General features: G+C 71.1%; 14 protein-coding genes. 11 read left to right on the forward strand and 3 right to left on the reverse strand.

The features are described from left to right. The first annotated feature begins 210 nt into the window (after window positions 1-210). A complete protein-coding gene (locus ACIN94_RS05310; protein WP_400700027.1) occupies window positions 211-3,348 on the forward strand; it encodes a S8 family serine peptidase in 3,138 nt (1,045 codons plus the stop codon). A gap of 158 nt (window positions 3,349-3,506) precedes the next feature. Next, window positions 3,507-3,965, forward strand: coding sequence for a GNAT family N-acetyltransferase (locus ACIN94_RS05315; RefSeq protein ID WP_400700029.1), 459 nt, complete (start codon window positions 3,507-3,509; stop codon window positions 3,963-3,965). Between the two features lie 199 nt (window positions 3,966-4,164). Here the strand turns inward: ACIN94_RS05315 and ACIN94_RS05320 are convergent, their stop codons facing one another. Continuing rightward, entirely contained in the window at window positions 4,165-6,471 is a 2,307-nt protein-coding gene (locus ACIN94_RS05320) for a M64 family metallopeptidase (protein WP_400700031.1), read from the reverse strand. 212 nt (window positions 6,472-6,683) lie between these two features. Here ACIN94_RS05320 and ACIN94_RS05325 point away from each other — a divergent pair, with 212 nt between their 5' ends. The 9 genes from ACIN94_RS05325 to ACIN94_RS05365 all read left to right on the forward strand — a co-directional run bounded on the left by ACIN94_RS05325 (window position 6,684) and on the right by ACIN94_RS05365 (window position 17,688). Then, window positions 6,684-7,637: a LysR family transcriptional regulator gene (locus ACIN94_RS05325; protein ID WP_400700033.1), complete on the forward strand. Its 954-nt coding sequence runs from the start codon at window positions 6,684-6,686 to the stop codon at window positions 7,635-7,637. A 99-nt stretch (window positions 7,638-7,736) separates the two neighbouring features. Continuing rightward, window positions 7,737-8,849, forward strand: coding sequence for a CapA family protein (locus tag ACIN94_RS05330; protein WP_400700035.1), 1,113 nt, complete (start codon window positions 7,737-7,739; stop codon window positions 8,847-8,849). An 11-nt stretch (window positions 8,850-8,860) separates the two neighbouring features. Then, the gene (locus tag ACIN94_RS05335) at window positions 8,861-9,502 is read left to right on the forward strand and encodes a protein-L-isoaspartate(D-aspartate) O-methyltransferase (protein ID WP_400701629.1); all 642 of its coding nucleotides are present in this window, start codon (window positions 8,861-8,863) and stop codon (window positions 9,500-9,502) included. A gap of 286 nt (window positions 9,503-9,788) precedes the next feature. Continuing rightward, window positions 9,789-10,991, forward strand: coding sequence for a substrate-binding domain-containing protein (locus tag ACIN94_RS05340; RefSeq protein WP_400700037.1), 1,203 nt, complete (start codon window positions 9,789-9,791; stop codon window positions 10,989-10,991). A gap of 8 nt (window positions 10,992-10,999) precedes the next feature. Continuing rightward, window positions 11,000-11,764, forward strand: a complete 765-nt coding sequence (locus tag ACIN94_RS05345; protein WP_400700039.1) for an ABC transporter ATP-binding protein — start codon at window positions 11,000-11,002, stop codon at window positions 11,762-11,764. Continuing rightward, entirely contained in the window at window positions 11,761-12,456 is a 696-nt protein-coding gene (locus ACIN94_RS05350; protein ID WP_400700041.1) for an ABC transporter ATP-binding protein, read from the forward strand. The genes ACIN94_RS05345 and ACIN94_RS05350 overlap by 4 nt, the downstream gene beginning before the upstream one ends. After that, window positions 12,453-13,319 carry a branched-chain amino acid ABC transporter permease gene (locus ACIN94_RS05355; RefSeq protein WP_400700043.1) on the forward strand — a complete coding sequence of 289 codons (867 nt, stop codon included), beginning with the start codon at window positions 12,453-12,455 and terminating at the stop codon, window positions 13,317-13,319. Before ACIN94_RS05350 ends, ACIN94_RS05355 begins: the two co-directional genes overlap by 4 nt. Further along, window positions 13,316-14,416 (forward strand): branched-chain amino acid ABC transporter permease, encoded by a 1,101-nt coding sequence (locus tag ACIN94_RS05360; protein WP_400700045.1) that lies wholly within the window; start codon window positions 13,316-13,318, stop codon window positions 14,414-14,416. Before ACIN94_RS05355 ends, ACIN94_RS05360 begins: the two co-directional genes overlap by 4 nt. Window positions 14,417-14,514: 98 nt before the next feature. Further along, window positions 14,515-17,688, forward strand: coding sequence for an AfsR/SARP family transcriptional regulator (locus ACIN94_RS05365; RefSeq protein ID WP_400700047.1), 3,174 nt, complete (start codon window positions 14,515-14,517; stop codon window positions 17,686-17,688). Here the strand turns inward: ACIN94_RS05365 and ACIN94_RS05370 are convergent. Then, on the reverse strand, window positions 17,670-18,479 hold the full coding sequence (locus ACIN94_RS05370; protein WP_400700049.1) for an ABC transporter permease: 810 nt from the start codon (window positions 18,477-18,479) through the stop codon (window positions 17,670-17,672). The two genes, ACIN94_RS05365 and ACIN94_RS05370, sit on opposite strands and share 19 nt — an antisense overlap. Further along, window positions 18,476-19,426 carry an ATP-binding cassette domain-containing protein gene (locus ACIN94_RS05375; protein ID WP_400700051.1) on the reverse strand — a complete coding sequence of 317 codons (951 nt, stop codon included), beginning with the start codon at window positions 19,424-19,426 and terminating at the stop codon, window positions 18,476-18,478. Before ACIN94_RS05375 ends, ACIN94_RS05370 begins: the two co-directional genes overlap by 4 nt. Window positions 19,427-19,507 lie beyond the last annotated feature (81 nt).

Genomic DNA, 19,507 nt, shown 5'->3' on the forward strand with positions numbered 1-19,507 from the left:
CGGAGTGATCGCGACTATATGGTGTCAGGCTTGCCCTGACAAGCCATCCCGTTGTCGAATACGGCTCCGCTGCCGCGCGAATTGTCCGCCTAATCCCTCAACATCCGTCTTTACGGATCTTGTGTTCTTTTTGTTACGGAAGAGGGGTTCAACGCCCTGTGTAACAGGGTCACGCTTCTGATCACATCTGTTCCTTCATCCCCTCATGAGGTGATCGTGAAGAGGCGCCTGCTGCTTGCAGTGCTCGCGTCCGCGGGTATCGCCGCTCCGCTGACGGTGATCCCGTCTCCGGCGACCGCAGACTCCCCCCGCCCGTCCAGATTCGAACATCTGGAGGACGCATTCAACTACACGAAGTTCAAACCCGCCGCCCTGGATCCCGCCCGTCAGCTCAAGGTCCTCATCCAGGTCAGCGGCACGCCGGTCGGTGACGCCGTGGCCGATGCCGAGGAGGCCGGCACGTCCGTCGACAAGCCGTCTCTGCGCTCCTCGCTCCAGAGGAAGCAGCAGGGCGTCGAACAGAAGGTGAAGTCCGAGGGCGGAAAGGTCCTCGCCACCTACACCGACAGCTTCAACGGAATCGCCGCCACGATCCCGGTGCGCAGCCTGGCGGCACTCGAGCAGACCCCCGAGGTCGTCTCCGTGAACCCGGTGCGCACGTTCAGCCGTGACAACACGGCCGCCGCCACCTACATCGGTGCCCCGCAAGCCTGGCAGGACCTCGGCAAGACCGGCGCGGGCATCAAGGTCGCGATCATCGACACCGGGATTGACTACACCCACGCCAACTTCGGCGGTTCGGGCAACCCGGCCGACTTCGAGGGCAACGACGGCGTCGTTATCAAGCCGGGTACCTTCCCCACCGCCAAGGTCATCGGCGGGTACGACTTCGTGGGCGACGACTATGACGGCAACGACCCGAACTCGGCGCCCAAGCCCGACCCCAACCCGCTCGACTGCGACGGCCACGGCTCCCACGTGGCGGGCAGCGCGGCGGGCTTCGGGGTGGACGCCGACGGCAGGACCTACACCGGCCCGTACGACTCCACCACGCACACCAGGGCCTTCAAGGTCGGACCCGGCATGGCGCCGAAGGCCTCGCTGCTGGCCTACCGCGTCTTCGGCTGCGACGGTTCGGCGACCGAGGAAGTCATCGTCTCGGCCATGGAGCGGGCTCTCAAGGACGGCGCCGACGTCGTCAACATGTCGCTCGGCTCGCCCTTCGGCCGTCTCGACGAGCCTTCCGCGCAGGCCGTGCGGACGCTGACCCGGGCGGGCGTGACCGTCGTCGCCTCGGCCGGCAACTCGGGACCGAACGCTTACATCACCGGAGCCCCCGCCGTCGCCCCGAGCGCCATCTCGGTGGCCGCCTTCGACGTCGCGCGCAACCAGCTGCCCGCCGCGAAGATCTCGGCGGACGGTGTCGAGGTCGTCGCGCAGAACTCCAACGAGGCGCCCCTGCCCTCCGGGACGCTGCCGATAGCGGTGCTCCGCACCAGCTACCCGTCCGGCCCGGTGTCGCTGGGCTGTGACCTGGCCGACTACGCGGCCTACCCGGGTGGCGTCGCCGGCAAGCTCGTGATCACGCTGCGTGGCACCTGTGCCCGGGTCAAGCGGGCCATCCTCGGCCAGAAGGCCGGCGCCGCCGCGGTCGCGATGATCAACACTGACGCCGCCTACCCGTCCCTGGAAGGCATGATCACGTCCGACCCGGACACCGGTGAGGCGTACACGGTCACCATCCCGTTCCTCGGCATCAAGAGCACCGACCGCGCCGCGGCCACCGCGCTGGACGGCAAGAGCACCACGCTGTCGGCGCTGACCGTTCCCAACCCCGCCTACGCCCAGCTCGCCTCCTTCTCCTCGGGCGGTCCCGGCAACGGCACCAGCTCGGTGAAGCCGGACGTGACCGCGCCCGGCGTCGCGGTCGTCTCGACGGGGGTCGGCACCGGTTCGGGTCCCGCGACGATCTCGGGCACCTCGATGGCCTCTCCGATGGTCGCCGGTGTGGCCGCGCTCGTGAAGGAGGCCCACCCGCGCTGGAAGCCGGGCCAGATCAAGGCCGCGATCGTCAGCACCGCCGACGCCACCTCCAAGATCGTTGACTATACCGCCAGGGTCGCCGGCTCCGGCGTCGTGTCCGTCCGGCAGGCGGTCGGCGCCTCCGTGGTGGGTGAGACCAAGCACGACGCGGGCAACCTGTCGTTCGGCCTGCAGAGGATGAGCGGGGCGTTCAAGCAGAGCGAGGACTTCACCATCCGCAACACCGGCAAGGCCTCGGTCACCTACGACCTGGCCGCCGCGTTCAACGGCCAGTCCTACGGCGCGCAGGTCGCGGTCTCCCCGGCGAACGTGACCGTGAACGGGAACAGCAGCCGCACGGTGCGGGTCACGCTGTCGCTCAGCGCCCAGGCGGTGGCCGCGCTCCCCGCCGCCGAGGACTCCAACTTCGGCACGGTCGTCCACATCCAGGGTGCGGTCACCGCCACGCCGCGGAAGGCCGCCGAGGGCGTCTACCCGCTGCGGGCCGCGTTCCTGCTCGTCCCGGACGCCGAGTCCAAGGTGAGCTCCTCCAAGCCGGACAAGTACACCCCGGGCAACGGCGGGCTCGTGACCTCCGTCAAGGTGAAGAACGACGGTAAGCACTCCGGTGCCGCGGACTTCTACGCCTGGGGCATCACCGACCCCGCCGACGTCAAGGGTGCCGAGGGCTCGATGGACATCCGCGCGGTCGGGGTGCAGTCGCTCCCCGGTTCGGAGCTCGGCGGCGACGACACCGACCGGGCGCTGGTCTTCGCGATCAACACCCGGGGCCGCTGGTCCAACGCGTCGGCCAACGAGTTCGACATCCCGATCGACTCCAATGGTGACGGGGTGCCCGACTACTTCCTGGTCGGCGCGGACTACGGCGTGGTCACCACGGGTAGCTTCGACGGCCGGTTCGCCACGTTCGTCTTCACGGCCGACGGGTCCCTGGTGGACGCGTGGGTCGCCACCGCTCCGATGAACGGCGGCACGCTGCTGATGCCGGTCCTCGCCTCCCAGGTGGGCCTGACCGAAGGCGCCTCCCGCTTCACCTACTCGGCGGCCGGCTTCTCGCAGGTTCCCGAGGGCCTCGTCGACGAGACCGAGTCGGCGGTGTTCGACGCCTTCGCCCCGGCGATCTCGACGGGGGCCTACGTGGAGCTCAACCCCGGCGCCTCGTCCACCATCCAGCTCACCGTCGACCAGGCGAGGCTCGCGGCCACGCCGGCGAAGGGCTGGCTCGTGGTCACCCTGGACAACCGGAGCGGCAACAACGAGGTCGACCAGATCGGCTTCGGCAAGCTGCCCGCCGTAAAGCCGTAAAGCCGTAAAGCCGTAAAGCGGTAAAGCCGTAACCCGGCAAGTGACAGGCGCCCGTCCCCGGACCTTCGGGGGCGGGCGTCTGTCGTGTGCCGGGGCTTCCACGTGCTCGCCGGAAATTCGGATGCGCGGAGGTCGTGCTTCTGCGATGGTGCCTGACCGTGAGTATCAACGAGGTCGTCATCCGGCGCGCGGACGGTTCCGACGCCTCTGCCGTGGCCGAGGTGTGGCTGCGCTCCTATGCGGCGGCGCTGCCGACGGTCCGCCGGGCGCACACCGACGAGCAGGTGCGTGACTGGTTCCGGCACGTGGTCGTGCCGTCCTGCGGAACCTGGGTGGCGGCAGCGGAGGGTTCCGTGGTCGGGATGATGGTGCTCGACGACGACCACCTGGACCAGCTCTATCTGGATCCGCCCTGGCGCGGCCGTGGCATCGGGGACCGGTTCGTCGCGCTGGCCAAGGAGCTCCGGCCGGGCGGGCTGGAGCTGTGGACGTTCCAGGTCAACGGACCGGCGCGGCGGTTCTACGGACGGCACGGTTTCGTCGAGGTCGAGCGGACCGACGGGCGGGACAACGAGGAACGCGAGCCGGACGTGCGCTGCGTGTGGCGTCCCGTCTGATCGAAGGCGGTGCAGGCGCCCGGGGCCGGGATGGCCGTCGCCGTCCCCGCGGGGAGTCGGGGCGATCCCCTGCGACATGCGGGCGGGGCGCCCCTCACCTGGTGGTGAGGGGCGCCCCGCCTGTCTGGTTGTCAGCGGTGAGCGTCAGCCGGCCGGAGGGTCAGACCGTCGAGCGATGCCATTCACCACATCCTCACAGTCAGTCGTCGTGCTCGTCGACGCCCTTCTCGGGGACGTCGCTGGACTGTACGGCCTCGTAGGACCTGTCCCGGGCCTTGGGCCGCGGGTCGTCGACGAGACCGGCGCACTGGCCGCTACCGGTGATCTGGTTGGACACCCCGGCGTTGGACGGCGCGGGCGTGTTGCCGCTGCAGGACAGCGCGCCGTGGATGCTGGTGCCCGCCATGACGAGGGCGTCGGTCGTGGTGTTGCCGGTCAGCACCGCGGCGCCCTTGAGGTCCGAGTTGGCGATGATCAGCTGGCCGGTGGTGCCGGAGATGGTGACCGCACCGTTGACCCGCGCCTTGAGCAGGTGCACCTCGGCGGCGGCGGACGCGGTGACCGCTCCGCTGATCGTGCCGCCGTTCACCACCAGGGACGCGCCGGAACCGACCGTCACCCCACCGTTGACCTGGGCGTCGTTCAGGCAGGTGACGCCGGAGCGGACGGAGAGCGAGCCGTTCTTCGTGCCGGTGATCGTGGTGGTGCAGGCGGGCGGCGCCGCGAGGGTCGTGACCGTGAAGCTCTTGGCCGTGCCGTAGTTGCCGCTGGGGTCGATCGAGCGATATTCGACGGTGTGCCTGCCGCGGGGCAGCTTGCCGTATGTGAGGCTGTCGATGACGGTGCCGCTCTCGCTGAACGCCCACGGCAGGTCGGCGGAGGTCGGCCAGCCGAAGTAGTTGAACCAGCCGTCGCCGTCCACGCGGGATTCGTGCACGACGTACCCGTCCTGGTCGTCGCCGCCGGTGAGCTTCATGGTGAAGGGGCCGTTGTAGACGTAGGCGTCGCCGGACTTGACCAACGGCTCGGAGAGTTCGTATCCGGTCGTGGGCAGCGTGTTGTCGACGGTCCAGGACCGCGTGTCGCCGCCGGAGGTGGCGGTGAGAGTGTGGTTGCCGGGGGTGAGCGTGAGCCCTCTCAGATCCAGGTTCTCGTCGCTGCCGTCAAGCCGCGCGCCGTCCAGCGCCCAGGTGACGGCGGGGACGCTGTCGTCGGGGTGGGTGGTCTCGGCGTAGACCACCTCGTCGCGGCCGACGGCGCGGCCGGTGGGCGTGGAGGAGAGCAGACCGGCGCCGACCGCGGCGGGGGTGGTGGTCACGGCCGTGTCCACCGTCCAGGTGCGGGTCGCGGTGAGAGCGCCGGAGCGGATGGCGGGGTCCCGCACGAAGCCGGTCGGGTCGACGACGGTCGCCTTCACCGTGTGTGTGCCGGACGGCAGGTTCAGCGTACGGAGGTCGAGTGTGGTGCGGTCGCCCGGCAGTTCGGTGCCGTCGACGCTCCACGTGGTGGTCAGCGAGTGGCTGTTGGGGTGCAGCGGCTCCACCCAGAGCACCCGGTCGGCGCCGACCCGCGACGCCGTGGGCGTGCTGTCCTGGATGAGGCCGACCTTGGCGGAGATCTTCTGAGTCATGATCTCACGGCTGACCTGGTCGTAGTAGTAGCCCAGCGTCCTCATGATCGAGTGCTCGCTCGGCCGCCAGACGCCGCTGCTGTAGTACAGGCCGCCCTCGTGGCGGCCGATGGTGCCGCCCGCCTCGCTCGGCTCTCCCAGCCAGCGCCACCACTTCTTCTTCTGGTCCTTCATCTGCTGCTCGGTCAGCAGGGTGTGGTGGGTGGAGCTGGGCTCGGATCCCGTGTAGGCGCCGCCGTCCACGCCGCGCGTGTAGTAGGTGTACTCGTCCTGCAGCGCGCCCAGCGAGTGGCCGATCTCGTGCGGCGCGATGAGGGCCGACATCGAGTTGTGGCCCGAGGAGGTGGCGTAGGCGCCGCCGGCTCCGCCGTAGGTCCCGCTGTTGCCCAGGGCCAGGATCTGCCGGTTGCCGCTGCTGGTCCCCGTCACCAGGTTGGCGTACGAGTTGGCCGCCGAGTTGCTCATGGTGATCAGCCGCTGGACGCTGGTGGGGTTGCAGCCGCCCCAGAAACCCATGTTCAGCGGGGTGTTCTTCTTCGCGGAGGTCAGGTCGGGGTCACAGCTGATGCCGGACTCGCCGGAGACGATGTCCACCCGGTAGACGTTGAAGTAGTTGCGGTAGGACTTGTACGGCTCGATCGACCACATCACGTTGAGCTGCTGGTCGGTGTCGGCGGCGAACGTGGACTGTTCGCCCTCGGTGTAGCCGTCGCCCATGATGATCAGATTGAACCGTTTGGCGGGGTCTCCCGTGACCTGGAGCGGCACCACGGTGGCACTGCCGACGGCGGCGCCGGCGGGTGCCACGGGAACGGTGAGTAAGGCAGCGGTCATCGAGACGGCCGCCAAGGCCGTGAGCGGCCTGGTGATACGCATGGCGGGGGGAACCTCCAGAGACACCAATCGGAGCGTCCCTGCACTATCGTGCGTCGGCGCCCCCGGGCGCACATCCCAAACAGGGATAACTCTGGATTTATGGCTCCACATATCGGTCTGATGTGCCGTCCACCATGCGTGACCTTCGAAATGTCCTGCTAATCCCGAAAAGGTATAGTTCTTGTGTTATAGGGGTGAGAGGAGGGGCTGCCGTGCAGCTGGAGCTGCGTCACCTGCGCGTGATCTGCGCCATCGCCGACGCCGGGAGTCTCAGCCGGGCGGCCACCGCCGTCGGGGTGTCGCAGCCCGCGCTCACCGCCCAGCTTCAGCGGGTCGAGGGGGCGCTCGGCGGGCAGGTCTTCTGGCGCGGTCGCCTCGGCATCACCCCGACCCCCTTCGGCCAGTTCGTGCTGACCCGGGCCCGGTCCATCCTGCTCACCGTGGACGAGCTGATCACCGGCGTCAGCGCCTACGACGGCCAGCCGAACCTCGCCCGCATCGGCGGATACGTGACGCCCGTGCTGTCCGGCCTGCTCGCCCGGCTCTTCGACGTCCCCGGCGTGTCGATCACCGTGCACACCGAGTACTCTCCCCGGCTCCTCCTCGACCTGCTGGCCTCCCGCCGCCTCGACGCGGCCACCCTCGTCGACTACCCGGGAAACGAGCTGCCCGCCCTTCCCTCGGTCGGCATGCGCCTGGTGGCCACCGAGCCGGTCTTCGTTCTCATGAGCAGCCGGCACCGGCTCGCCGCCCAGGAGGAGGTCAACCTGGCCGACCTCGCCGACGACGACTGGGTGATCTCGCCGCCCGACGGCGGCGGCTGGCCGGAATGCGTCTACTCCGCCTGCCAGGAGGCGGGCTTCACGCCCCGGGTCCCGCACAGCATGAGCGAGCAGGCGATGATCCGGCAGCTGGTCGCCGGCGGCCACGCGGTCTCACCCTGCCAGGCCACGGTGCAGGACGGTCCCGGGATCGTGGTGCGCCCGCTCGCCGGGAACCCGCTGTGGCTGCGGCACCTGGTGGCCTGGCGCCGCGACGGCCCGCTCGCCCGGCGCGCCCAGGAACTGGCCGAGTTCGCGATGGAGGCACACCGCGAGGCGATCGCCGAACGCCCCCACTACGCGGCCTGGATCGTCCGCAACGGAGGCGCCGCGACCCTCGGTTGATCCTCTGGCCGGTCGCCGTCATCTTCCTCCCGGCGGTCGCCGATCGGGCCACGCGTGATCTGGGGGAGGCGGAAGCCGGGTCGCGTCTAGCATGGAGACATGGGCACCGGTCCGGTGACGTTGTTCCTCTGCGGTGACGTCATGCTCGGCCGCGGCGTCGACCAGATCCTTCCGTACCCCGGTGATCCGGCGTTACAGGAGAGATATATCCGGGACGCCTGGGCCTACGTTGAACTGGCGGAGGCGGTGAACGGCCCGATTCCCTCCCCGGTCGACTTCTCCTGGCCGTGGGGGGACGCCCTGCGGGTGCTGGAGGAGGTCGCGCCCGATGTCCGGGTGGTGAACCTGGAGACGAGCGTCACGCGGAGCGACGAGTTCGCCGCGGGGAAGGCCGTGCACTACCGGATGAGTCCGGCCAACCTGCCCTGCCTGGCCGTCGCCCAGCCCGACGCCTGCGTGCTGGCGAACAACCACGTCATGGACTTCGGCCACCTGGGTCTGGAGGAGACGCTCGACGCCTTGGCCGGTGCGGGGCTGCGGGCGGTGGGGGCCGGCCGGGAGGCGGACGAGGCGCGGCGACCGGCGATCGTCACCGTCGAAGGGGGCGGGCGGGTCCTGGTCTTCTCCTGCGGGACGGAATCCAGCGGCGTTCCGCCGGAATGGGCGGCGGCTCCGGACCGCGCCGGTGTCGACTTCGTCCCCGAGCTGTCGGACGCCGCAGCGGCCGAGGTGACCGGCCGGGTGCGGCAGGTGAAGCGCCCCGGTGACGTCGCGGTGGTCTCCATCCACTGGGGCTCCAACTGGGGTTACGACGTTCCCAGGGATCAGACGCGCTTCGCGCACCGTCTGGTCGACGGCGGTGCCGACATCGTGCACGGGCACTCCTCGCACCATCCCCGGCCTGTCGAGGTATACCGCGACAGGCTCATCCTGTACGGCTGCGGTGACTTCATCGACGACTACGAGGGCATCCCCGGCTACGAGGAGTACCGGGACGACCTGCGGCTGCTGTACTTCGTGTCGGTGGAGCCGGAGTCGGGAAGGCTGGCCGGTCTGCGGATGGTGCCCATGCAGGCCCGTCAGATCCGTCTCCACCACGCCTCAAGCGGAGACTCCGAGTGGCTTCAGGCGGTTCTCGACGAGGTCGGCCGTGGCTTCGGCTCACGGGTCGGCCTCGAGCGGGACGGCACGCTCACACTCCGGCGAACATAGGCGTGGTGGACATGACCGGAGGCACCTCTCCCGAAGATCTCGTCCGGGCCATCCGGGCGATGGGCGTCCGCGACGAGCGTCTGCTGGAGGCCGTGCGCGCGACGCCACGGGCGGGATTCGTCCCCGCGGACCAGACGGCGATCGCCTACGAGGACGAGCCCATCCCGATCGGGCACGGGCTGGTGACCACGCAGCCTTCGCTGTCGGCAAGGATGATCGAAGGACTCGGTCTCGCCGGGGAGGAACACGTGCTCGAGATCGGCACCGGCCTCGGCTTCCAGACCGCGCTGCTCGCGCGCCTGGCCGCCGATGTCGTGACCATCGACCTGTGGGCGGATCTGGTCCGGCAGGCCCGCCGGAACCTCGCCCGGCACGGTACCGGCAATGTCGAGCTGCTCGTCGGGGACGGCAGCCGCGGTGTGCCGGACCGCGCTCCCTACGACGGCATCCTCGTGTCGGCCGCCTTCCCCGAGGTCCCCCCGCCGCTGGTCGGACAGCTCCGGCCCGGCGGCCGTCTCGTCCAGCCGATCGGACCGGGCGGGAGGGAGGAGGTCGTCCTGTTCCAGCGCACCGTAACCGGGCTGGAGCGCCGGCAGGTCCTCACACTGGCCAACTTCGTCCGCCTCCACGGACGGTACGGCTTCCCCTCCTGAGGGCGCGGCCCCGGACGGGACCTGTCTCCCTGCGGACCCGGTCCCGATGTGGCCCGGCGACATATCGGCCGGAGGCGATAACCCCCTCACGCCCCCCGCCCGCCGCCCGCCGCGGTCCAACCGGCCTGCCGCCGGATGGCCCGTACTAACATCACTTCCCGGCGGGTTGTGGGTGTGCGGCACATGGAACCGCCCCAGGGCTTCTCCTAGCCTTTCGGCCAATGCGGTCAGGTTGTTCGCCTGAAGTTTCCCCGATCTCCTCGATGCCGGTAGAAAAGAGTTGACCATGGGTCGAAAGAGTTACGCGGGCCGGCTGCCCGCGGTGGTGGCCGGGACGGCCCTGCTCCTCGCCGCGGCGTGCGGCAGCCCGGACACCGCCGGTTCGGGGGGCGACGGCGCCACGTCCACGGAGTCGATCAAGGTGGGCCTCGTCTACTCCAAGTCGGGCCCGCTCGCGTCGTACGGCAAGCAGTACCTGGAGGGATTCCAGGCGGGGCTCACCTACGCCACGCAGGGGAGCAAGAAGGTCGGCGACCAGGCGATCGAGGTCACCGAGGTCGACGACGCCGGAGACCCGGCCAAGGCCGTGTCGGCGGCGAAGGACCTGATCGGCAAGGGCTATAAGATCATCGCTGGGTCGACCTCGTCCGGCGTGGCCACGCAGGTCGCTCCGATCACCGAGCAGAACAAGGTGCTGTTCATCTCGGGCCCGGCCGCCACCGACGCGGTCACCGGCATCGGCGACCACACCTTCCGGTCCGGGCGGCAGACCTCCCAGGACATCAGCACCGCGGCCGCCTTCATCGGCGACGTCCAGGGGAAGAAGATCGTCGTCTTCGGCCAGGACAGCGCGTTCGGACAGGCCAACGTGGCCGGGGTGCAGGCGGTTCTGGGCGCCAAGGGAGCCACGGTCGAGCCGCTGCTCGTCCCGGCGAGCGCCACCGACTTCACCCCGTTCGCCACCCAGGCCAAGGAGGCCAAGCCGGACCTGCTGTTCGTCGCCTGGGCAGGCACGACCGCGCAGGCCATGTGGACCGCACTCGGCCAGCAGGGCGTCTTCGACGCCACCAAGGTCGTCACGGGCCTGGACATCGCCGCCACCTGGCCGACCTACGGCCCGGTGGCGGACAAGGTCAACTTCCTGTCGCACTACTTCGCCGGGGCGGCGGGCACCGACGTCGAGAAGGCCATGACCGAGGAGGTCACCAAGGCGGGCGGCACGGTCGACCTGTTCACCGGCGACGGCTTCACCGCCGCGCAGATGATCGTGCACGCCGCGGAGCAGGGCAGCGACCCCGACAAGATGGCCCAGGCGCTCGCCGGCTGGAGCTTCGAAGGCGTCAAGGGCAAGCTCACCATCAGGGCTGAGGACCACGCGCTGCTCCAGCCGATGTTCCAGGCCAAGCTGACCGGCGGCGCGGCGCCCACGGCCGAACTGGTCCAGAAGCTCGAACCCGACGCCGTCGCACCCCCGGTCACCCAGAAGTGACGAGCGCCGTGACCGCCCCCGCCCAGCCGGTCCTGCGCGTGCGCGGCCTCGGTTGGGCGGTCGGCGGAGCCCACATCGTCTCGGATGTCGGCTTCGACGTGGCCGAGGGTGAGTTCGTCGCCGTGATCGGGCCCAACGGCGCGGGCAAGACCTCACTGTTCAACCTCATCTCGGGGCTGATCCGGCCGACCGCCGGCACCGTCGAACTGGACCAGGTCGATGTCACGCATACGGCGCCGCACCGGCGGGCGCGGCGCGGCCTCGGCCGTACCTTCCAGGCCTCCAGCGTCTTCCCGGCGCTGACGGTGGCGGAGAACGTACGGCTGGCCGCGGCGGCCCACCGCGGCACGTGCCTGCGGATCTGGCGGAGAGCCGAGTCGGACAACGGAGCGTGGCTCGCCACCGCGGAGGCGCTCCAACGTGTGGGGCTCGACCACCGGGCGGCGGAGACCGCCGGATCGCTGTCCCACGGGGACAAGCGCAAGCTGGAGATCGCCATCCTGCTTGCCACCGATCCGCGCATCATCCTGCTGGACGAGCCCATGGCCGGGGTCGGCGTGGCGGACGTGCCCGCCCTCACCGACGTCATCCGGGCCGTGCACCGCCAGGAGGGCCGCACGGTCCTGATGGTGGAACATCACATGGACGTCCTGCTCGGCCTGGCCGACAGGGTCGCCGTCATGCACCACGGCAGCCTGCTCACCATTGACGTGCCGGAGAAGGTCATGTCCAATCCCGTCGTCCAGGACGCCTACCTCGGGGAGGCCCTGTGAAACCACTCCTTGAGGTCGCCGACCTGCACGTGCGGATCGGCACCTCCCACATCCTCCAGGGGGTCGGTTTCGCGGTCGCCCCCCGGGGCGTCACCGCCGTGCTCGGGCGCAACGGCGCGGGCAAGACCACCACCCTGAAGGCGGTGCTCGGCCTCGTGCCGAAGACCGGGACCGTACGGCTCGACGGGCAGGACATCACCGGCCTGCCCACCCACCTGATCGTCCGTCAGGGGCTGGGCTACGCGCCCGAGGACCGCAACGTCTTCGCCGGCCTCACCGTCACCGAGAACCTGCGGCTCGCCGAACGGGGGCGCGGGCCGCACCGCTACGACCTGGTCTACGAGATGTTCCCCGAGCTGAAGCAGCGGGGCGCGCAGCGCGCGGGCACGCTGTCGGGCGGCCAGCAGCAGATGGTCGCGATCGGCCGCACGCTGCTCAACGACAACCGGATGCTCCTGGTGGACGAGCCGACCAAGGGACTCGCACCGAGGATCGTCACGGAGGTGGCCGACGTGCTGGAGCGCGCCTCCCGCGACGTGCCCATCCTGCTGGTGGAGCAGAACCTCGCCCTGGTGCGCCGGATCGCCGACCACGTCGTCGTCATCGAGCAGGGGAGTGTCGTCCACAGCGGGGACGCCGACTCGCTGCTCACCGACCCCGATCTCACCCGCGACCTCCTGGGGGTGGCATGAGCAACATCGTTCTCCTCTCGCTCACCGGCCTCGGTCTGGGCGCGCTGTACTTCCTCATCGCGTCCGGGCTGTCGCTGATCTTCGGCCTGGCCGACGTGCTGAACTTCGCCCACGGCCTGTTCCTCGCCGTCGGCGCCTACGGCACCTGGTGGTCCTCCGCCCATCTGGACTTCGGGTTCGTGCCGGCCGTCGTGTTCGGTGTGGTGGCCGGTACGGCTGTCGCCGTACTGGTCGAGATGCTGCTGATCCGGCCGCTCTACACCCGGACGATCGAGCAGGTCCTGGTCACCGTCGGGCTCAGCCTGGCCGGGGTGGCGCTGCTGCAGGCCACCTTCGGGGCGGATCCGCTGATGTTCCCCAAACCGGCGTGGGCCGGGGAGACCACGCGCGTCCTCGGCGCGATCGTCCCCAACGACCGGTTCCTGCTGATCGGCGCCGCCGTGGTGGTGCTGGCCGCGATCCAGCTGTTCCTGCGCCGCACCCGTTTCGGCCTGATCGTGCGGGCGGGCGTCGAGGACCGGACCATGGTCACCGCGCTCGGCATCAACGTGCGGACCGCCTTCACGCTGGTGTTCGCCATCGGCGGCGCCGCGGCGGCGCTGGCGGGGGCACTGGCCGGGGTCTACTTCGGCAACGTCTCACCCGGGCAGGGCACCTCCCTGCTCATCTTCGCCTTCATCGTCGTCGTCATCGGTGGCATGGGCTCGGTCACCGGCTCGGCGGTCGCCGCCGTCCTGGTCGGCCTGGTCCAGCAGTTCACCAGTTTCTACGCCGCCGCGGGAGTCGGGGAGGCCTCGGTCGTGCTCTTGCTCGCCGTGGTCCTGCTGACCCGGCCGGGCGGTCTGGCCGGGAGGGTCGCGTGATCAGAACAGCCGTGGCGGAGAGAGCCGTGACCGTCGACGACATCCGGCCGCGCCCGGAGCCGGCCAGGCGGCGCATGGTGCGCCGCGCCGTACCGGTGGCCGTGTTCGCGCTGCTGGCGGTCCTGCCGTTCTCCACCCTGGACCTGCCCGGGCTGCTCCCCGGAGTGGTCAACAGTCCGGGCTCGCTGCAACTGCTGGCGATCTGCCTGGTGTTCGCCGGGCTCGCGGCCACCTACGACCTGCTTTTCGGCCGCACGGGGCTGCTCTCCTTCGGGCACGCCCTCTACATCGCCCTGGGCAGCTACACCGTCAACATCGCGGTGACCAAGCTCGGCCTCTCGCTGCCCGCCGCCCTCCTGCTGGCCGTGCTGGTGGGCCTCGTGGTGCCCGCGCTGCTGGGCGCCGTGGCACTGCGGGTGAACGGCATCGCCTTCTCCATGGTGACCCTCGCCATGGCGCAGGTCGGATCCATCCTGGTGATGAGCGACCCGGGCCGTCTCACCGGCGGTGAGGAGGGGCTGTCGCTCGCGCCCTCGGCGATCCCCGGCTCCCTGTCCGGCGTGGCCAACACCGCCAACCTCTACTGGCTCGCCCTCGGCTACCTGATCCTGGTGCTGGCCGTCATCGGATGGGCGGTGAACTCCGAGCCCGGCCGGGTCTGGCAGGCGATCAGGGAGAACGAACTGCGGGTGTCGGTGCTGGGCCTGCCGTCCTACCACTTCCGCCTGCTCTCCTTCGTCGTAGCGTCCTTCCTGGCGGCGCTCGGCGGGATCGTTCACCTCTTCCTGGTCGGCGGGTCCAGCCCGCAGATCACCACCTCCAACTTCACCCTCGGCTTCCTGGTCATGGTGGTGCTCGGCGGTACGGGGAGCAGGTGGGGGGCGATGCTCGGCGGAGTCCTCTACACCTACCTCGACCACCGGCTCGCCGCGCTCGGCACCTCCGACGCCGTCGCGAGCCTGCCGGCGGTGCTGCGGGCACCGCTGTCGGAGCCGCTGTTCGTGCTCGGCGTGCTGTTCATCGTGATGGTGTACTTCATGCCGGGCGGGCTGACGAGCCTGGCCGCGCGCCTGCGCCGGAGCACGGCGACGGAGTGACCCGGGACCGCCGTTCCCTTCCCGGAGCCCGGGCCGGTACGCGGCGGATCTCGTTGCCCCTGCTGCCCCGCCCCCCGGGGCGTGGGACAGTTGACTCCATGCGCGTGGGCATCCTGGGTCCGCTGGAGGTGACGGCGGGCGGTCAGAGCGTCGAGATCGGGGGCGCCCGGCTGCGCGTGCTCCTGGTCCGGCTGGCCGTGGGGGCCGGCCGGGTCGTCACGGTCGAGGAGCTGTCGGACGCGCTCTGGCCGGAGGAGCAGCCCGCCGACCGGGTCAACGCGGTGCGGTCGCTGGTCTCGCGGCTCCGCCGTACCCTGCCGGACGCGTCGGTGCTGCGGTCCGCTCCGGGTGGTTACCGGCTCGACCTGTCGCCGGACGCCGTCGACGCCCACCGGTTCGACCGGCTGGCACGCGAGGGCAGGCGCGCGCTGGGCGGCGGCGATCCGGTGGCCGCCGCGGCCCTGCTGGGTGAGGCGCTCGCACTGTGGCGGGGTCCCGCTCTGGCGGACGCAGCCGGAGCCTCCTTCGCCACGGCCCACGCGGCCGGGCTGGACGAGGCACGGCTGGCCGCGATCGAGGACCGGGCCGAGGCGGAGCTGGCGTCCGGCCGCCACGGCCACCTGGTGGCCGAGCTCTCCGAGCCGGCGGCCCGTCACCCGCTGAGAGAGCGGCTGCAGGGGCTGCTGCTGCGGGCACTGCACGCGGAGGGACGCCAGGCCGAGGCGCTGGCCACCTACGAGGGGATCCGGAGCAGGCTGGCCGACGAACTGGGGGCCGACCCGGGACCGGAGCTGCGGGAGATCCATCTGGCGCTGCTCCGCACGGACCCGGCCCCGCGCGCCACTGCCGGTACGGCGGGGCAGCCCCGGCCGAACGGCAACCTGCGCACCGCCCTGACCAGCTTCGTCGGCCGGGCGGCGGAGGTGGAGCGCGTCGGCGCGCTGCTGGAGGAGGGGCGGCTGGTCACGCTGGTCGGCCCGGGTGGGGCGGGGAAGACCCGGCTGGCGACCACCGTCGCGGGGGAGCTCGCCGGGCGGCAGCCGGGCGGTGTCTGGCTCGTGGAGCTCGCGGCGGTGACCGACCCGGCCGACGTGCCGCAGGCGGTGCTGGGGACGTTCGGCCCGAGGGAGATGGGCTCCTTCGACGGCCAGGCGGTGCCCCGCGACACCCTGAGCCGCCTGGTCGAGGCGCTCTCGCGCACCGAGACCGTGATCGTGCTGGACAACTGCGAGCATCTGGTCGAGGCCGCCGCCCGGCTGGCCGAGGACCTCCTGGGACGGTGCCCGGAGCTGCGGGTGCTCGCCACCAGCAGGGAACCCCTCGGAATCCTCGGCGAGGTCGTGTGCCCGGTCGCCCCGCTCGGCCTGCCCGTGGCCGGCGCCTCGGCCGAGGAGGCCGAGGTCAGCCCGGCGGTCCGGCTCCTGGCCGACCGCGCCGCCGCCGTACGGCCCGGCTTCGCGGTCACCGACGGCAACGTCGCGGCGGTGGTGGAGATCTGTCGCCGGCTGGACGGGCTGCCGCTGGCGATCGAGCTGGCCGCCGCGCGGCTGCGCTCCCTGACCGCGCCGCAGGTGGCCGAACGTCTCGGTGACCGGTTCCGGCTGCTGACCGGCGGCAGCCGTACGGCGCTGCCCCGGCACCGGACGTTGCGCGCGGTCGTCGCGTGGAGCTGGGACCTGCTCGATGAGGATGAGCGCCGGTCCGCCGAACGGCTCGCGGTGTTCCCCGGTGGGATCTCGGTGGAGGCGGCCGAGCAGGTGTGCTCCGCCCCGGGTGAGGCCCTGGACCTGCTCACCACGCTGGTGGACAGGTCGCTGCTCCAGGTGGTCGAGGCGCCGCAGCCGCGCTACCGGATGCTGGAGACGATCCGGGAGTACGGGCTGGAACGGCTGGCGGAGGCCGGGGAGATCGCTCAGGTCAGAGCCGCCCACGCGGCGTACTTCCGCGACCTCGCCGAGACGGCCGAGCTCTACCTGCGCGAGGAGCGGCAACTGGTCTGGATGGCCCGGCTGGACGCCGAGCGCGACAACCTGCTCGCCGCCCTCCATTTCGCCGCCGACGCGGGCGACGCCGGGACGGCCGTACGGCTGGCCTCGGCGCTGAGCGTCTTCTGGATGATCCGCGGCGACCACGCCGAGGCCGCGGGCTGGCTCCGTCTCACCCTTGACGTTCCCGGAGACGTGCCCCCGGAGCGACGGTTGGTCGCCACGGCACTCCACATGATCAACAATGTGTTCGCCGGTAACCACGAGAGCCTGGAGGACACCGTCGAACGGCTCTGGTCGCTGGCCGCCACCGCCGGTGCCGACACCGAGCATCCGTTCCTGGCCCTGCTCGAACCCATCCTCGCGATCTTCACCGACGACGCCGCCCTGGGTGTGTCCGCCGTCGGGCGGCGGCTGTCGCACCCCGACCCGTGGACCCGGGCGATGCTCCGCAGGATCAGGGCCGCGGTTCTGGAGAACGAGGGCGACCAGGTGGGCGCGCGCCGCGATCTGACCGACGCCGCCGTCGAGTTCCGGGACCTGGGGGACCGCTGGGGGCTCTCCGAGGTGCTGAGCTCGCTGGCGGAGACCCACCTGGTGTTCGGCGACTTCAACGAGGCCGTCGAGGCGCTGGAAGAGTCCATCCGGCTGCTGGGCGAGCTCAACTCCGACGACGACGCCGCCCATCAGCGGATCATGCTCGCCGGCGCGCGGGCGCAGCAGGGCGACGTGGAGAGGGCGCGCGCCGAGCTCCTGGCGATGACCGAACCCACGGAGCGGCAGTGGTCACACCGGAACGTCGCGTCCGCCCGGCTCGCCCTGGGAGATCTCGCCCGCCGGGAGGGCGACCTGGACGAGGCGGCGCGGCAGTACGGCGCGGCGATGACCGGCATCGAGAGGATCTCCTTCGTCGCCCCGCAGTTCCACGCGCTGATCCTGCAGGCGATGGTCCATCTGGCGGTGGAGCGGGACGACCCGGTCACCGCGGAGCGGCGGCTCGCCGAGGCGGTCGACTGGGCGCTCGCGGGGAAGGACATGCCGGTCCTGGCCCGTGTCGGCGTCGCCGCGGCGGCCCTGCGAGCCCACCGGGGTGATCTGACCGGGGCGGCGGAGACCCTCGGCGCCGCCGAGCGGCTCCGCGGCGCCCCCGACGGGTTCAACCCCGAGATCACCCGGCTGGCCCGGCGGCTCCGGGACGGGCTGGGCGACGCCGCCTACGCCACCGCCCACGCCCGGGGCCGGGCCCTCGACCGCGCCGCCGCGCTCGATCAGGTACGGCGGCGGTAGGCGCGGACCGCCAGCGGGGCGAACACCGCGAGGAACACCGCCGACCAGAGCAGCGTCCACATCACCGGGGTCGCCACCGGGCCGCCCAGCATCAGGCCGCGTGAGGCGTCCATCACGTGCGCGACCGGGTTGACCTCCACCCATGCCTGCAGCCAGCCGGGGAGGGTCTCCTTCGGCGCGATCATGCTGGTGCCGAACGTCAGCGGGAACAGCACCAGGAACGCCACCCCCTGCACCCCGCCCGGCTGGCGCATGAGCATCCCGACCATGACGAACGCCCAGCTCAGGCAGAACGAGAAGAGGATCGTGAGCAGGCACGCGGCCAGCGCCGACACCGGGTCGGTCTGGATCCGGAACCCCATCAGGGAGCCGAAGCCGAGCAGGGAGACGACGGCCACGAAATAGCGGATCAGGTCGCCGAGCACCGAGCCGATCAGCGGCGCGGAGCGGCCGATCGGCAGGCTGCGGAACCGGTCGAAGACCCCCTTGCCGATGTCGGTGTTGAGGTTCACGCCGGTGGCCATCCCGCCGAACATCACCGTCTGCACCATGATGGCGGGAAGGAGGACCTGCAGGTAGTCGTGGGTGGAGCCGGCCACCGCGCCCCCGAGGAGGTAGACGTACACCAGCAGGAAGACGATCGGCTGCAGTGTCACGTCGAGTAGCTGCTCGGGGGTGCGCAGGGTCTTGGTGAGGCTCCTCCTGCCGAGCGCGAGGCTGTGCCGTACCAGCCCGAAGGGCCGGGCCTGGGTGGGTGCCGGTGCCTGTGCGCGTTCCACGGTGAGCGTCATGCCGCGGCCTCCTCTTGGGCGGGGCGTCCGGTGAGCGTGAAGAAGACCTCGTCCAGGCTGGGCAGCCGGAGTGAGAGCTCGGTGACCGCGATCCGCTCCTGGTCGAGGCGCCGCACGATCTCGGTGAACGCGGCGTCGCCCTCGACGGGAACGGTGATCACACCGCGGCCGGGTGATTCGGGGGTACGGCCGGCCACCGCGCCGACGACGGCGGCGGCGTCCGCCAGCCGGGCCTGGTCCGCGGGCCGGACGAGGATCGTCTGCCCGCCCACGACGCGTTTGAGTTCGGCCGGCGTGCCGTGCGCGATGACCCGTCCGTGGTCGATGACCGAGATGTCGTCGGCCAGGGCATCGGCCTCCTCCAGGTACTGCGTGGTCAGCAGCACGGTGACCCCGTCGCCGACCAGCGAGCGGATGATGGTCCACACGTCGTCCCGCTTGGCCGGGTCCAGGCCGGTCGTCGGCTCATCGAGGTAGATGACGTGGGGCCGGCCGACGAGGCCGGCGGCCAGGTCGAGGCGGCGCCGCATGCCGCCCGAGTACGTCTTGGCCTGCCGCCCGCCGGCCTCGGCGAGCCCGAAGCTCTCCAGCAGTTCTGCCGCCCTGGCCTTCGCCTCACTCCGGCGCAGGTCGAGCAGCTCCCCGATCAGCACGAGGTTCTCCATGCCGGTGAGGTCGTCGTCGACCGACGCGTACTGCCCGGTCAGGCCGATCAGGCGGCGCACCCTGGCGGCATGCCGTACGACGTCGAGCCCGCCGACTGTGGCGCGTCCCCCGTCGGGCCGGAGCAGTGTGGCCAGGATGCGGACGGCGGTCGTCTTGCCCGCGCCGTTCGGCCCGAGCACCCCGAGAACCGTGCCCGGCCGGGCGGCCAGGTCGATCCCGGCGAGCGCGGTCGTCTTTCCGTAGCGTTTGACCAGTCCCTCTGCCTCGAAGGCAAGGTCCATGGTGTCCTCCTCAGTGGTGGTCTCTCCACCACGCACCCTGACCCGTCCGCGTGTCAGAGACGGCACAGATCCATGTCAGCC

The organism is Streptosporangium sp. NPDC087985, from assembly GCF_044741965.1.
Taxonomy (GTDB): Bacteria; Actinomycetota; Actinomycetes; order Streptosporangiales; family Streptosporangiaceae; genus Streptosporangium.

Coding starts and splice junctions, on each gene's coding strand:
- ACIN94_RS05335 (WP_400701629.1), top strand. CDS start 8,861: ATGACCGGAGGCACCTCTCCCGAAGATCTCGTCCGGGCCATCCGGGCG.
- ACIN94_RS05365 (WP_400700047.1), top strand. CDS start 14,515: ATGCGCGTGGGCATCCTGGGTCCGCTGGAGGTGACGGCGGGCGGTCAG.
- ACIN94_RS05375 (WP_400700051.1), bottom strand. CDS start 19,426: ATGGACCTTGCCTTCGAGGCAGAGGGACTGGTCAAACGCTACGGAAAG.
- ACIN94_RS05355 (WP_400700043.1), top strand. CDS start 12,453: ATGAGCAACATCGTTCTCCTCTCGCTCACCGGCCTCGGTCTGGGCGCG.
- ACIN94_RS05340 (WP_400700037.1), top strand. CDS start 9,789: ATGGGTCGAAAGAGTTACGCGGGCCGGCTGCCCGCGGTGGTGGCCGGG.
- ACIN94_RS05320 (WP_400700031.1), bottom strand. CDS start 6,471: ATGCGTATCACCAGGCCGCTCACGGCCTTGGCGGCCGTCTCGATGACC.
- ACIN94_RS05370 (WP_400700049.1), bottom strand. CDS start 18,479: ATGACGCTCACCGTGGAACGCGCACAGGCACCGGCACCCACCCAGGCC.
- ACIN94_RS05330 (WP_400700035.1), top strand. CDS start 7,737: ATGGGCACCGGTCCGGTGACGTTGTTCCTCTGCGGTGACGTCATGCTC.